14 protein-coding genes and 1 tRNA gene are annotated in these 14,319 nt (G+C 64.2%); 7 read left to right on the forward strand and 8 right to left on the reverse strand.

The genetic code is table 11. The annotated features are described in order from the left end of the window. Positions 1 to 7: 7 nt before the first annotated feature. A complete protein-coding gene (locus HCU64_RS17640) occupies positions 8 to 739 on the reverse strand; it encodes a M48 family metallopeptidase (RefSeq protein ID WP_233385511.1) in 732 nt (243 codons plus the stop codon). A 181-nt stretch (positions 740 to 920) separates the two neighbouring features. After that, a complete protein-coding gene (locus HCU64_RS17645; protein ID WP_233385463.1) occupies positions 921 to 2,195 on the reverse strand; it encodes a polyhydroxyalkanoate depolymerase in 1,275 nt (424 codons plus the stop codon). Between the two features lie 185 nt (positions 2,196 to 2,380). On the opposite strand from HCU64_RS17645, the gene HCU64_RS17650 reads away from it, so the two are divergent. From HCU64_RS17650 to HCU64_RS17660, 3 genes are all read left to right on the forward strand, one after another. Continuing rightward, complete coding sequence (locus HCU64_RS17650) at positions 2,381 to 3,754, forward strand: ActS/PrrB/RegB family redox-sensitive histidine kinase (RefSeq protein WP_233385512.1); 1,374 nt, start codon at positions 2,381 to 2,383, stop codon at positions 3,752 to 3,754. A gap of 36 nt (positions 3,755 to 3,790) precedes the next feature. Further along, entirely contained in the window at positions 3,791 to 4,393 is a 603-nt protein-coding gene (locus tag HCU64_RS17655; protein WP_233385464.1) for an ActR/PrrA/RegA family redox response regulator transcription factor, read from the forward strand. Positions 4,394 to 4,477: 84 nt separating this feature from the next. Next, the gene (locus HCU64_RS17660; protein ID WP_233385465.1) at positions 4,478 to 4,711 is read left to right on the forward strand and encodes a hypothetical protein; all 234 of its coding nucleotides are present in this window, start codon (positions 4,478 to 4,480) and stop codon (positions 4,709 to 4,711) included. Between the two features lie 6 nt (positions 4,712 to 4,717). On the opposite strand, the gene HCU64_RS17665 is transcribed toward HCU64_RS17660, so the two are convergent. Beyond that, the gene (locus tag HCU64_RS17665) at positions 4,718 to 5,641 is read right to left on the reverse strand and encodes a 3'-5' exonuclease (RefSeq protein ID WP_233385466.1); all 924 of its coding nucleotides are present in this window, start codon (positions 5,639 to 5,641) and stop codon (positions 4,718 to 4,720) included. Between the two features lie 450 nt (positions 5,642 to 6,091). Between HCU64_RS17665 and HCU64_RS17670 the strand changes: the two genes are divergently transcribed. Both HCU64_RS17670 and HCU64_RS17675 read left to right on the forward strand, forming a co-directional pair. Beyond that, complete coding sequence (locus HCU64_RS17670) at positions 6,092 to 6,571, forward strand: PAS domain-containing protein (protein ID WP_233385468.1); 480 nt, start codon at positions 6,092 to 6,094, stop codon at positions 6,569 to 6,571. A gap of 115 nt (positions 6,572 to 6,686) precedes the next feature. Then, positions 6,687 to 6,762, forward strand: a tRNA-Thr gene (locus HCU64_RS17675). A gap of 739 nt (positions 6,763 to 7,501) precedes the next feature. Here HCU64_RS17675 and HCU64_RS17680 read toward each other — a convergent pair. After that, a complete protein-coding gene (locus HCU64_RS17680) occupies positions 7,502 to 7,777 on the reverse strand; it encodes a DUF6894 family protein (RefSeq protein ID WP_233385469.1) in 276 nt (91 codons plus the stop codon). Positions 7,778 to 8,169: 392 nt separating this feature from the next. After that, the gene (locus HCU64_RS17685; RefSeq protein ID WP_233385470.1) at positions 8,170 to 8,961 is read right to left on the reverse strand and encodes an IclR family transcriptional regulator; all 792 of its coding nucleotides are present in this window, start codon (positions 8,959 to 8,961) and stop codon (positions 8,170 to 8,172) included. Positions 8,962 to 9,289: 328 nt separating this feature from the next. Between HCU64_RS17685 and HCU64_RS17690 the strand changes: the two genes are divergently transcribed. Further along, complete coding sequence (locus tag HCU64_RS17690; RefSeq protein WP_233385471.1) at positions 9,290 to 9,814, forward strand: peroxidase-related enzyme; 525 nt, start codon at positions 9,290 to 9,292, stop codon at positions 9,812 to 9,814. An 89-nt stretch (positions 9,815 to 9,903) separates the two neighbouring features. On the opposite strand, the gene acuI is transcribed toward HCU64_RS17690, so the two are convergent. The 3 genes from acuI to HCU64_RS17705 all read right to left on the reverse strand — a co-directional run bounded on the left by acuI (position 9,904) and on the right by HCU64_RS17705 (position 12,987). Continuing rightward, the gene (acuI, locus tag HCU64_RS17695) at positions 9,904 to 10,887 is read right to left on the reverse strand and encodes an acrylyl-CoA reductase (NADPH) (protein ID WP_233385472.1); all 984 of its coding nucleotides are present in this window, start codon (positions 10,885 to 10,887) and stop codon (positions 9,904 to 9,906) included. A 71-nt stretch (positions 10,888 to 10,958) separates the two neighbouring features. After that, positions 10,959 to 12,527 carry a tripartite tricarboxylate transporter permease gene (locus HCU64_RS17700; RefSeq protein WP_233385473.1) on the reverse strand — a complete coding sequence of 523 codons (1,569 nt, stop codon included), beginning with the start codon at positions 12,525 to 12,527 and terminating at the stop codon, positions 10,959 to 10,961. A 1-nt stretch (position 12,528) separates the two neighbouring features. Then, positions 12,529 to 12,987 carry a tripartite tricarboxylate transporter TctB family protein gene (locus tag HCU64_RS17705; RefSeq protein WP_233385474.1) on the reverse strand — a complete coding sequence of 153 codons (459 nt, stop codon included), beginning with the start codon at positions 12,985 to 12,987 and terminating at the stop codon, positions 12,529 to 12,531. Between the two features lie 310 nt (positions 12,988 to 13,297). Here HCU64_RS17705 and HCU64_RS17710 point away from each other — a divergent pair, with 310 nt between their 5' ends. Further along, a complete protein-coding gene (locus HCU64_RS17710; RefSeq protein ID WP_233385475.1) occupies positions 13,298 to 14,257 on the forward strand; it encodes a D-2-hydroxyacid dehydrogenase in 960 nt (319 codons plus the stop codon). The last annotated feature ends 62 nt before the right edge of the window (positions 14,258 to 14,319 follow it).

The following is a 14,319-nucleotide window of genomic DNA, read 5'->3' on the forward strand; positions in this document are numbered from 1 at the left end:
ATCGCCTTCAGCCGTAGCGGTGCAGTTCCGCGCCGTGCCGCTTCAGCCAGCGCTCGGCCTCGTCGACGTTCGGGCAGACCGAACCGACCAGGTTCCAGAACCGGGCCGAATGATTCATCTCGCGTAAGTGCGCCATCTCGTGCGCGACGAGATAATCGAGCACTACCGGTGGTGCCAGGATCAGGCGCCACGAGAAGTTCAGCTCGCCGCTCGCCGTACAGGAGCCCCAGCGGCTGCGCGTGTCCCGAACGGTGATCCGCCTGGGACGCTCACCGAGGCGCGCTGCGTAGACCTCGGCGGCGGCCGTGAGGTCGCGCCGAACCTCGCGCTGCAGGAAGTCGCGCACCCGGCGTGCCACGTGGGCGCTGTCTCCCGTCACTACGATTACGGGCTCCCCGTCGATCTGGTCGACAGCGCAAGCGCCTCGCCCCGCCCTGTGAGCAATCAGGTGCGCCTCTCCGCGCAGAGGAATGGCGAGGCCGACTTCGAAGGGCATGCGCGCCGGCACCTTGGCTAGCCGAGCGACGATCCAGCCGCCATGGCTGACCGCGAATTTCTGCGCCGTCGCGAGGGAGGTTCGGCTCGGAACCGTCATGATGACTTCGCCAGTGGCGTTCGAGACCCGCAGCGTGAGCCGTCGTGCAGTCGGGCGCCGGCGCAGGGCGATCTGCAGGTCGACGCTCCCGTGCCGGATCTCGAGGAACTCCGGATCCGGGGTGCGCAGCAGCATGGATCTCAGCGCGATGGCCATGGCGTCGTCTTGCGGCCTTCCGATCGCCGCGTTCCGGTCTCTGTGCAACGTCGGGCACCGCGCTCCGGCGATGACGGCGGTTCGGCTCGATGCACGACCCAACGGTCATAGCTGCGCGATTGCGCCCTTGCCATCTCCAATCCGATGAAATTCGCAGCAGGCGTTCCGGTCAGCCGACCTCGCGGAGATGGCGCCCCGTAGCCTGCCGGCCTTCCATGTCGCGGATGAAGCGTGAGATGCGAGGCGCGATCACGGAGCGGAAGCGCGAGCCGTTGAACACGCCGTAATGGCCGACCTGCTCCTGCAAGTGGTACGCCTTGCGCTCAGCAGGGAGGTTCGGCGTCAGGTCGAGGGCCGCCTTGGTCTGGCCGACGCCGGAGATGTCGTCGTTCTCGCCCTCGACCGCGAGGATCGCGCAACGGCGGATCGCGCCGAGATCGACCGGCATATCGCCGTGCATCATCTCGCCCTTCGGCAGGGCGTGGTCCACGAACACGGTCCCGACCGTCTGCAGGTAGAACTCGGCCGTCAGGTCCATCACGGCGAGATACTCGTCATAGAAGTCGCGATGTTTCTCCGCCGACTCGCCGTCTCCCGTGACGAGGTGGTGAAACATGTCGCTATGGGCCGTGACGTGGCGGTCGAGGTTCATCGCCATGAAGCCGGAGAGCTGCAGGAAGCCTGGATAGACCCGCCGGAAAACACCCGGATAGATGGCCGGAACCAGCGTGATGCAGTTCTGCTCGAACCACTCCATCCCCCGCTCCTGCGCGAGGCAATTGACGGCGGTGGGCGAGCGGCGCGTGTCGATCGGGCCGCCCATCAGCGTCATCGAGACGGGGATGTTCGGCGAATTCTGTGCCTCCATCAGCGCGATCGCGGCGATCACGGGAACTGCTGGCTGGCAGACCGCCATGACGTGCAGGTCAGGCCCCAGGTCCCGGAATATGTCGCGCAGGTAGTCGATGTAGGTGTCGAGATCGAACTGCCCGTCGAGCAGCGGCACCATGCGAGCGTCGGTCCAGTCGGTGATGAAGACGCGATGGTTCGGCAGCATCGCCTCGACTGTGCCGCGCAGCAGCGTCGCGTAGTGGCCCGACATCGGCGCGACGATGAGCAGCTTCGGATCGGGTTCGGCGGGACCGCGCACGAAACCTCGGTCGAAGGTGATGACCTGGCAGAAGGGCCGGGACCACACCACGCGCTCGGATACCGGCACGGCATTGCCGTCGATGACCGTGCTGTCGAGACCGAAGGCTGGCTTGCCGTATCGGCGCGTCACGCGCTCGAACATCTCGCAGGCGGCAGCGACCGGTCGAAAATACTGAGAGTAGGCCAGGGGATTGGCCGGGTTCTGCAAGCCGTGCCGGGTCATGTCTGCGGCGACGCGCGCCGGGGCGAGCATCGCCCTCATCGCTTCATACCAGGCGTAGGCGAGATCCATGACGACTCCCTGTCGTGCGGCCGCTGAGCGGCGCCTCTTAACAACCGCGTCCGCGCCGCAAAATCTATCTTTTCGGTAATGTCCGCTCTGCAAACATTTCCGCGCACTATCTCTTTGCGAAGCGATTTGAACCGGCGATGACACAGCGGCCGGTGCGCGATGGAGATCGAGAACTCGTGAACGAGATGGGCAGCGGAGCCGGCGTGAACGACGCGCGGCATCTCCGGCTCGATACGTTCGTGCGGCTGCGCTGGCTCGCCTTGACGGGGCAGAGTGCGGCTGTGCTCGGCGCGCAATTCGGACTCGGCCTGCGCCTGCCCTTCGGCTGGTGTTTTCTGGTGATCGCCATCTCCTCCTGGCTGAACCTGGCGCTGCGCATCCGATTCCCAGCGAGCTACCGTCTCAGCGACGACTCGGCGGCGCTGCTTCTCGCTTTCGACATCGTGCAACTGGCGGCGCTGCTGTTCCTCACGGGCGGCCTGCAGAACCCATTCTCGCTCCTGTTCCTCGCGCCGGTGCTGATCTCGGCCACCGCCCTGCCGCCGGAGCGGACGCTGGCGCTTGGGATGCTCGCGATCGGGCTGGCCACCCTGCTGGCGCTGGTGCACCAGCCGCTGCCCTGGTTCGCCGACGGGCGCATCGAGCTGCCTTTCCTCTACGTGTCCGGCGTCTGGACCGCGATCCTCCTCGGGACGGCCTTTACCGGAGTCTACGCTTGGCGCGTCGCAGAAGAGGCGCGGCAGCTCGCCCAGGCGCTCGCAGCGACCGAACTCGTTCTCGCGCGTGAGCAGCACTTGTCGCAACTCGACGGCCTGGCAGCCGCGGCTGCGCACGAACTGGGCACGCCGCTGGGTACCATCATGGTGGTTGCCAAAGAGCTCGACCGTCAGCTTGGCCCCAGCGCGACGCCCGCCGTGGCCGACGATCTCAAGTTGCTGCGCGATCAGGTCGATCGCTGTCGCGGTATTCTGTCGAAGCTCACTTCACTCGACGAGGACGAGGGCTTCCTGCAGACGCTGACATTCGGCCACTTGGTCGAGGAACTGGTGGCACCGCAGCGCGCGCTCGGCATCGTCTTGGAGGTCACCAGGAGCGGCGATGGGCCGGAACCGTCCTGTCGGCGCAATCCGGGCGTGATGTTCGGCCTCGCCAACATCCTCGACAACGCGGTCGACTTCGCCAGTTCGCGCGTGCTGATCCAGGCGCGCTGGACGCTCGACCGCGTGACCCTCGAAGTCCGCGACGATGGTCCCGGTTTCCCGAGCGAGGTGCTGCTGCGCGCCGGCGAGCCCTATGTCACGACTCGCAGCCCCGGGCCTTCGAAGTCGCCCGACACCGTAGGCTCTGGCCTCGGGCTCGGCCTGTTCATCGCCAAGACCCTGATCGAGCGATCGGGCGCGCAACTCACGCTGTCGAACACGACGGGTCCCGGCATGCGTGGCGCAGTGGCACGTATCTCTTGGACGCGCCAGGCTTTCGAACGTGGGTCCGTCGCCAACGAATTTATTGCGCACAATTCGGTCCGACCCCTGCCGGACCGGCTTGCCGCCCCCATATAACGCTTAGATTGTTCGCCCGACTGAGAGGATAGTCGCATGCTCACCCAAAGCGGAGCGCCAACCCACGGGACCGATCCGGTCGTCCTGTCAGACTCCGACCCGCTCGCCGCCTTCAGTGACCGTAGCCTGCTGATCCTCGACGATGACCGGCCGTTCTCGACGAGGCTCGCCCGAGCCATGGAGGCGCGCGGATATCAGGTCCAGGTCGCCGAGAGCGTCGCCGAGGGCGTCGCGGCCGTCGATCGTGAGCCGCCGGCCTTCGCCGTGATCGACATGCGGCTCGGAGACGGCAACGGGCTCGATGTGATCGCGCGCCTCAAGGAGCGTCGGCCGGAGGCGCGCGGCGTCGTGCTCACCGGCTATGGCAACATTGCGACGGCGGTGACTGCCGTGAAGCTCGGGGCCTTCGACTATCTCGCCAAGCCGGCCGATGCCGACGAGATCCACGGCACGCTCATGGCCCAGCCGGGCGAGCGGGCCGATCCGCCGGAGAATCCGATGTCGGCGGATCGTGTGCGCTGGGAACATATTCAGCGCGTCTACGAGCTGTGCCAGCGAAACGTGTCCGAGACGGCGCGTCGGTTGAACATGCATCGGCGCACGCTGCAGCGGATTCTCGCCAAGCGCGCGCCGCGCTGATCCGCCGAACGGCATCGGTTGCACGCGTGGGTGCTCTCGCGCTACTGCGCGTGCAAGCCGAAATCGAAGACAGGGTCGTAGCCCGTGAACACCCGTAACCTGATCACGATCGTCAGCCTGATGGTGTTGGTCGGGACCGAAGTCTTCGCTGCGGCCGTCGCCGCCGGTTGGGCACTGGCAGGTTTGTTCGAGCTCGGCGACACGATCGGCCACATCCTGATGGCTATCTTCAGCCTCGGCGCCGCCTGGATCATGCTCCAGCTCTGGCGCCGCGCCGTGAGCATCGAGCCGCTGCGCGCGCCCGCTCCGCGCCGCTGAAGCGTTTCACGCGAAGCCGAACTGCCTGCGCAGCGCGACAGGGGCGCCGGTCCTGCTTGGTTCGACGAGGGCGTCGCTCGCCAGAATGCGAATACGCAGGCGCTCGACGTCACCGAGATTTCCGGAGAGCAGGTCAGTGACGTCCCCGTCGATCATCGCATCGACGTGGCGGCAGCGCCTGCGGTGCCGGCCGGCGATGCAGTCGCAGCGCAGATAGAGCCCGAAACTGCGCTCTTCCAGGACGATCTCGTAGCGATTCCCCGTACTGCCTCGGACCGAGAAGCGCAGGTCGGTTGCAGCTTTCTGCTGCTCTTGGCCGGCTAGCAATGCGCGCGAAGCGGTCGGGCGTGCGATCTCTGAAGCCGGGAGGTCGCGGCCCGGCAGCGCCGTAGCCGGCATCTTCAGAAGGCGTGGCAGCTCCGCGACGCGCGCTGCACCGGTCTCGCGCATTGCGGCCAAAGCGATCTCGGCACAGGCATAGGCGTCTTCGCCCGCATCGTGATGCTCGAACCGGATGCCGAGACGTGCTGCGACCTTGGCCAGTCCACATCCGGCTGGATCGGGAAACACGTGCCGCGCGACCCGCAGAGTGCAGAGGTACTGCACGGCCGGGACGGCCTTTCCCCAGGCGGCCAGCGAGGCGGCGAGCACGCCCATGTCAAAGCCTGCATTGTGCGCGAGCACCAGCCGGTCCGACAGATCCGGAAGAAACTCTGCCATTGCGTCGGGGAGGTTCGGCTGGTCACGAACATCGGCCGGCAGGATGCCGTGGATGCGGATATTGCCCGGCGAGAAGCGGAGTTCCGGCGGACGGATGAACCGCGTTTCGCGCCGAACGACGCGGCCGTCCTCGATCCAGGCGAGACCCGCCGCACAGGCGCTGTCGCGTCGCTCGTTCGCTGTCTCGAAGTCGATCGCGATCGCGTCCATGCCCCCGACTTTAGGGCAGGCCGGAGTCCCTCATCAATGACCAATGCCGCGATTTGCTGCGCAGCAGCAGGGATTAAAACTCGTCGACCGCGTTCAATGACATTCCTCTGCAAAGGGCAAAATATCGCATCGCACCAATAGCTTCCGCCTCTTGCGCAGAAGTTTTTTTCGTGTTTTTACCACTGTGTCCGTACACGGCCCAGCATGAGAGCCCAGACTGGTCATCCCAGTCATGGCGTCGGGACAGCAACCGCCCCCGGAAGCTGTTCAGGCACAATCTTGGTGGGTTGGACGATCTGGAGTGCGCGCTCGCCGGCGCTCACCGACGAGCCTTCAGCGGCCCGCGAAAAGCGACCGGAGGGCTCACAGGTACACGCGACAGATGGGGGCAAACGGGAACCGATGACGGTTTCCGCCTTGGGCCTCGGCTCGTCTGTCGCGGGAGGGACAATGGACCTCGAAGGTATCGACTACGACTTCGACGCACCGGATTCCGATTGGAATTACGAGCCCTCGCGGGCGGAGCTGTTCCGCGAGATCCCGGCGGCTCTCTACACGACCGACGCCGAAGGCTGGCTCACCTATTACAACGATGCTGCGGCCAGGCTGTGGGGCTTCCGTCCCGTGCTCGGCAAGGCCCGCTGGTGTGGCTCATGGCGGCTGTTCGAGGCCGATGGGTCGGAGCTGGCGCACGACGAATGCTCGATGGCGGTAGCGCTCAAGGAAGGCCGCGCCGTGCGCGGCATCCAGCACATCCTCCAGAGGCCAGATGGCCGAGAGGTGTGTTTCATGCCCTACCCAACGCCGTTGCGCGACGTCTCCGGTCGGGTCGTCGCCGGCTCGAACATCTTGCTTGAGCTCGACCGCTCGATCTGCAGCGCCGTCGCAGCCTCGGGGCGGGCCGGATTTTCCGCCCGCGGGATGTGGTGATCCGGGAGCGCTGGCAGCCTCCGGCTGTGCCCAGGTGAGCCTTGCCAAGGTGGCGCATGGTCTCTAAGAGCCTGTGCCCACCAGGACGACTCGGCGATCCGCCTGAGCCGCCTCAGCCGCTTTAGCTCAGCTGGTAGAGCACCTCATTCGTAATGAGGGGGTCGGGGGTTCGAATCCCTCAAGCGGCACCACTCCTCAGCCCGATTTCGGTAGCCCATTAAAGACCCTGGCTAGGCTGTCGGTAACGGCGGCGCCCCAAAGTGCCTTGCCGGAAAGCGGGTAGAGACGGCTTTTCTGCTTGGGCGAATAGAACCAGCGACCAGGCCGTTATGAGCGGTCGGCTCTAACCGGGGGTGATGAGCTTCGCGGCCGGGCGAGAATGATCTCGACGATTTGCAGCGGCACCGCTTCCGCCTGCGGGGCCGGCGTGCCGATCAACTTCTCGGTCCGCAATTCGATCGAAGAGATCCCAATCGCCAGCATAGAACCGGAGGCTGATCCCATCCCACAGCCAGCCAATGGGAGAGGAGGCAGTATTGGCGAGTCGAGAAGGCAGTCAGCTCAATGCCATCGCACAAATGAGATCAGGCAATCTGGAGCTATCAAAAATTAGTTTAGCTTGCGGCATTGGAATCGTGAAAACATTTGTCGCAGGGCGCCGAAGCGTTAGCAAAACGGAAACCGCGGTTCTGCTTCCAGTTGTCCGAATTCGAACAAACACCGTGCCTGTGACTTGGTGAGTCTTGACTGATCAATACGGTCTCGCCACGACATGTGGCCGTTCGACGAGGTGGCGAATGCCAGTTGAAAAGAGTGCCACAAATGAGGTCAAAAGCCTCTGCCAAAAGGCGCTGGACACAGTCGGGTCATCTGGCAGGTTTCGCGTTCGAGTGCTCCTCGAAATGATCCTGATCGAGCTTGAAAACGAAGCTAAACAGCCTCTTCGAGTTGGCAGACAATCCGCACCTTCAAAGCAGTCTTGCCCACCTGATCGCGCACTGCCAGAACGAGAGTTGTCTCGCGGGCCTCTTCGGCTTCCGCGGCGGTCAGCCGTGTGATGACTCGGAGAGCCTCGGCCCGGAGGATCTCACCTCCTTCGAGCACTCGTCCTATTTCATCGCGAACTTCCGTGCCGTCGTTAATGTCGAAGTAATAGCGTTGTGCAGGCGCAGAGTTGAGTCGATGCGCTGATGCAGTGTGTGGCATGGCAAACCTCCACGTTCGGATTATGAATGCAATTGTTTCGTAGATATAAGCCTGCCCTCACGGATTTGTGAAGTGCCGATTGCGGACAGGTCCTTCCCATGACTGCTGCCACTCGCTTGGCGTAGGTGCGCGCGGGCGATCCGATGCGAAACAGGCCGCACGGCTCCCTACCCGAGCCCCAACAATTTTAATCGAGACGGAGCGCTTGGCCTGCTGCGCGGCATGAGTTGCCCGCAAGCTTTTCGTGTCTTTAGGACCGTGCTCGCTCGTTGCATTAAGAGCCTTAAGATCGTGAACGGGACGTTCTGTGCGTTAGGTTCGCCGAGTTGCTCTGCAGTGCTCGATGACACGGGTACGAAGAGCGGCTGCAAGATCTGCTTCCTGCATAACGTTCAGATCAATTCGGCTGCCGCCCGCTGACGTGGTTTGCCGCTCGACAAGGTGATCGGGTTGTAGCCGAGAGCGCGGGACAGGCCCCGGGCCGTGTCGACGACGACGTCGCTGAAGCGGCGCAAGACCGCCGCGTTCAGCCTGTCGGCAGGCCCTGAAATGCCGATTGCGGCAATTGGGTTACCCATCGCGTCACGAATAATCGCGGCCAAGCCACACACGCCCTCGCGCCATTCGCCGCGGTTGATCGCGAAGCCTTGCACGCGCACCTGTTCGAGTTCGCGATGCAGGAGTTCCAGGCTCGTGATCGTGCGTGCCGTGTGAGCCGGCAGCGGGTCGGAGAGATACTTCAGCGCATCGTCTCGATAAGCGAGCAGCGCCTTGCCCGATGCAACGCAATAAGCCGGAGCCCGGCCGCCAATCGAAGAGTAAGCCCTTACAGGGTGCGGACTCTCAATCTTGTGAAGATAGATTACGTCGCCCCTGTCCAGAAGGGACAGGTGGATCGTCTCCTGCGTGCTCTCCGCGAGCGAGCGCATGAACGGTTCGGCCACCTGCCGGACGTCGATCCGTGCCAGAACCGGGCTCGCCAACTCGAACAGCTTCAATGTGCACTCATAGGTGCCGCCTCGTGCCGGTCGAACATAGCCAGCCGCGACGAGTGTCTGAAGGGTACGGTGGGCGTTGCTCTTGGTGAGGCCGAGCGTCCGCGCAATCTCGCTCACGCCGCGCGGTGTCTCGCTGGCTGCGAGGTGCTCCAGCAGGTTCAGGCCTTTGAGAAGCGTGCTGTCCATGGTTCTATCATGCGGCACATCGTTCCGAGATTTTTAGGACGTGCTCAGGCCGCGGTCAAGTTTTAACAGCACTGTGAAGCAACGAAATGAACGATGAGACCTACGCTTGACCTGCCCTTGCAGTCTTCATTCGATCCGCTAGCTCTAGTATCATAAAACAACAAATCATTCTGAAATACGAGACATTTGAAAACGCGGAACGCGCACACTTGATCGCGCGGTGGGCCTCCTGGGATCGAGAGCCAGTCCGTAGCCGCAGGGAGTGAAAAATAAGATGGATGCCCGCGACGCGGCGATCAGCCGTTACCCGGTTCCCTAGCTACAGGACATGCCGGAGGACATCCGGGCGCGGATCCTGGCAGTGCAAGAAAAGTCCGGCTTCGTTCCGAACGTCTTTCTGATGCTGGCGTATCGTCCCGACGAATTTCGGGCTTTCATGGCCTATCACGACGCCTTGATGGACAAGGACGGTGGCCTGACCAAGGCCGAGCGGGAGATGATCGTCGTCGCGACCTCGGCCATCAATCAATGCCAGTATTGCGTCATCGCCCACGGCGCCATCCTGCGCATTCGCGCGAAAAACCCGCTGCTGGCCGATCAGGTGGCCGCCAACTTCCTTAAGGCGGACATCACCGCGCGTCAGAAGGCGATGATCGAGTTCGCGATGAAGATCTCGCAGCACGGGCATCTTGTGGGCGAGACCGACAGCGTCGCCTTGAGGGAGCACGGGTTCAGCGACGACGACATCTGGGACATCGCCGCCATCGCGGCGTTCTTCGGCATGTCCAACCGTCTCGCGAACTTCACCAGTTTGCGGCCCAATCCGGAATTCTACATGCTCGGACGGTCCTGACGCGTCCCTCGCGTCAGCGCTGACGATGCCAGAGAATGCGGGGCGTTCTCCGGGATACGAAGGCCGGACGCCCCGGTCTCGTCCCCGGATTATCGGTTGACGTCCACGATGACGCGGCCGCGCACGCCTCCAGCCATCAAGCGCCCGGCGGTGGCGACGACCTCGGACAGGCCAATCTCCGTGGTCATCACGTCGAGCTTGGCGGGGTCGAGGTCGCGGACGAGCCGCTCCCACGCCTCCAGCCGCTCGGGGCGCGGACACATCACGCTGTCGATGCCGACGAGGGTGACGCCGCGCAAGATGAAGGGCGCGACGCTCGCCGGTAGATCCATTCCCTGCGCCAGCCCGCACGCCGTGACCACACCCCGATATTTCGTGGAAGCACAGACATTCGCCAGGGTGTGGCTGCCGACGACGTCCACGGCACCGGCCCAGCGCTCCCTGGCGAGCGGCTTGCCCGGCTCCGAGAATGCCGATCGGTCCAGGATCTCGGCCGCTCCCAGGCCGCGCAGGTAATCCGCCTCGTTGGGGCGTCCACTGACGGCGGCGACGGTGTAGCCCAGCTTCGACAACAGAGTGATCGCGGCGCTGCCGACGCCGCCGGCAGCCCCGGTGACGACAATCTCGCCCTTGTCCGGGCTTACGCCGTGGCGTTCGAGGGCCATCACGCAAAGCATGGCGGTGTAGCCCGCCGTGCCAATCGCCATGGCCTGGCGGCTGGAGAAGGCCTCTGGCAGCGGTACGAGCCACTCGCCCTTCAGCTGCGCCTTCTGCGCGAGGCCACCCCAATGTGTCTCGCCCACGCCCCAGCCGTTGAGGACGACGAGATTGCCCTCCGCGTATCGCTCGTCCCGCGAGCGGACCACGCGGCCGGCAAGATCGATGCCCGGAACCATCGGAAACTTGCGGACCACTGGTCCCTTGCCGGTGATGGCGAGGCCGTCCTTGTAGTTTAACGTCGAGTAGGCGACGTCGATCGTCACGTCGCCCTCGGGCAGTTGTGCCTCGTCGATCTCCCGCAGGCCGGCACGATATCCGGCGTCGTCCTTGTCGATCACGATTGCATTGAACACGGGCGAAGGTCTCCGATTGGGTTGGACGTCGGCTGCAGATCGATAGCACCGGACGAGTCGAGCGGTCCGGTCTAGACTCGGGTTGCGGGGGCCGTGGGACAGTCGGCCAGGACGGGGGGCGCCTCGGCCCCAGATGTGCGGCCGGCCCGGAGGCGCCGTCGGAGGTGGACGATCACTTGGGCCGTCACCAGCAAGACCGCGATCCCGAGGAACGTCGCGCTGATCGGGCTTTCGATGAAGACGTTCAAGTCGCCTCTGGACAACAGCATCGCGCGTCGGAAGTTCTCCTCGAAACGCGGTCCGAGCACGAAGCCGAGGAGAATTGGCGCGGGGTGGAATCCGAGTCGAAGCAGCACGTAGCCGCCTATGCCGATCGCCAGGGTCTCGCAGACTAGGAACAGGTCGTTGCTGACGCCGTAGACGCCGATGCAGATGAAGAACAATGCGCTCGGGTAGAGGTAACGATAGGGGATCGCGAGCAGCTTAACCCAGATCCCGATCAGCGGGACGTTCATCAGGATCAGGAGGATGTTGCCGATCCAGAAGCTGGCGATCAGCCCCCAGAAGATATCGGGATGCTCGGTGATCAGTTGCGGCCCAGGTTGAATGCCTTGAACGATTAGGGCGCCGAGCAGCAACGCCATGACGGAATCGCCTGGGATTCCGAGACTGAAGGTCGGGATGAAGTCCCCCTGCACGGAGGCGTGCGTTGCCGCCTCGGGGGCCGCGACACCGCGGATCTCGCCGCGTCCGAACATCTCCTTGTTCCGTGAGAGGTTCTTTTCACTGGCATAAGCGACGAAGGAGGCAATCGTCGGTCCAGTGCCTGGGATGAGCGCACACAGACTGCCGATCAGCGTTCCACGCAGCATGGCGGGCGCGGCGCGTTTCAGCTCGGCGCCGCTTGGCCGCATGTCCCGCAGGCGAACATTCGTGCCGCGGACGTCCAACGTCGGAACGTTGTTCACGCTCTTCAGGAATTCCGCGATTCCGAACAGGCCGAGCGCCAGGGCGACGATCTCGATCCCATCTGCGAGTTGCGGGATGCCCATCGTCAAGCGCTGCTCGCCCGAATTCGGGTCGGATCCGACGATGCCGAGGATGAGGCCCAGCACCGTCATGGAGACGCCCTTGAGGGGCGAGCCTTTGGCGAGTGTCGAGCCGGCGAGAAGGCCGAGCAGCATCAGCGAACAGATGTCCTCCGGCCCGAAATGCAGCGCGAAGCCAACCAGTACGGGCGCGAAGAAGATCATCTCGACGATGCCGAACGAGGCGCCGACGAAAGAGGACAGCATGGTGATGCCGAGCGCCGTTGCGCCCTTGCCCTGTTTCGTCAGAGGGTACCCGTCGAGGCAGGTCACGGCATGTGGCGGATGGCAGGGCAGATTCAGGAGGATCGAGCAGATCGCCCCACCGTATTGTGCGCCGTAATAGATGCCGGCGAGCATCAGGATGGCGCCGACCGGCTTCATCGCAAAGGTCAGCGGCAGCAGCACCGAGATGGCGGCGAGCACGCCCATGCCGGGCAGCACGCCCACGATGTTGCCGAAGAGCACGCCGACGAAGCACCACATCAGGTTGTGGGGCTGAAACGCGACGCCGAAGCCGTGCCAGAGGTCGTTCAGTGCGGTCGCGAGCATCTCACCACCTCACCAGCGGGAACGGCATGTTCAGGGCGTAGGAGAACAGCAGGGCGGCGACGGCCGACAACGTCGCCGCGAGCACCAGGGCACCCTTCACGGTCATCTTTCGATCGCCGGCCGCAGCGATCAGAGCGGAGAGGAAGGTCGCCGGCAGCAACCCGGCATATTCGCCGAGCAGAACGAAGGCCAAGACGCTGGCGATGATTGCCGCGCAACCTCGCAGGTCGATCGGGTGGGAGTCCTCGACGGTCTCCGCGGCGTCGCTCGTGAAGCCGGACAGGACCGTGAGGGCTCCGAGCCCGATCAGCAGGATCCCCAGGATCAGAGGAAAATAGCCGGCCTGCATTTCGCTGAGCGTGCCGATGGCATGCCGTCGAGCTTCAACGACGACGCCAATGCCGATCGCAGCCAGCAGGCCGCCGGCCATCAATTCTCGCCGCGCGATCACACCGTTCATGTTCCCTCCCTGTCAGCGATCCTCTGAGGGATCGTCTCGCTGAGAAGGCAGCGGAGCGAGCCGATCCGGATGGGATGCGGCCAACTGCCTCTCACCGTGTCCCAGTCTGCTGCAGCGATGGCGTCGCCCAGCAGCCCTGTTCCGAACCGTGCACCAGCTTTCGCTCAGGACGGCCAACAAAAGAACGTGTGTTCTATAATATAATACGCTCTTTTATTAAATAGGATAGACAGTTTGAAAAATGAGTGTCAAGGAATGGCCCAAGGCCGCCGAACAAAAATTCAGGACGGCTACAGGTGAGTGGAAACGCATGCTTGATCAGCCGAAAGTGCTGTTCGGTCATCCAGCGTATCAGCTGGCAGATGCCTTCCGGGAGCGCGGTACAAATCTCCCCTTCGCAGAGCTGCGATCGCTGGCGGCGGTGGAAGAGCAGATCGCGACGGCCGAGGTGCTGGTCGTATCGCGCCTCTGGCGGAATGAGTGGATCGACCGCGCCGACCGTCTTCGCTTCATCCAATCCGTGAGTGCCGGCACGGAGCAGTTCGACATCGACCGCCTGCGCGCCCGAGGCATCCGGCTCGCGAGCGCGCAGGGCGGCAATGCCGGTGCCGTCGCCGAGCATGCGATGGCCATGATCCTGTCCCTAACGCGGCAACTGCACACGGCGCGCGACAATCAACATGCGCGGCGTTGGCGCGGTCTGATCTCTGATCCCGCCTCTCGTGAAATGGAACTGGCGGCCCGGACCATGACGGTGGTCGGCCTCGGCCGCATCGGCACCCGCATCGCTGCGCTCGGCGCCGCGTTCGGCATGCGCGTCATCGGCGTCCGGCGCGAGGCCGGCACCGTGCCGGCCCCGTTCGAGGCGGTATTTCCGACGAGCCGTCTTTCCGAGGCCTTGAGCGCCGCGGACATCGTCGTTCTGGCGTGCCCGCTGACGCCAGAGACCGACGGGTTGATCGACGCCGAAGCGCTCGCGGCGATGAAGTCCTCGGCCCTTCTGATCAACGTCGCGCGCGGCCGCATCGTCGACGAGGTCGCGCTGATCGAGGGCCTCGAGAATCGCGTGATCGCAGGGGCCGGACTCGATTGCTTCGTCGAGGAGCCGTTGCCGGAGAGTTCGCCACTCTGGGGCTTCGAGAACGTCGTCATGACTTGCCACACAGCGGGCGAGACCCGGGCCTGCGAAGAGCGCGTCATCGACATCCTCGTTGAAAATCTGTCGCGGCTCGCGAGCGGGCGAACGGATCTTTGCAACGAGATCATCTGATCCGCCCGCGGGCGGATCGTCACCGGGACGTCGACCGGCCTCGCCGGTCCAAGGCTGGGAAG

Origin of the sequence: Methylobacterium sp. C25 (assembly GCF_021352225.1) — a bacterium.
GTDB lineage: Bacteria > Pseudomonadota > Alphaproteobacteria > Rhizobiales > Beijerinckiaceae > Methylobacterium.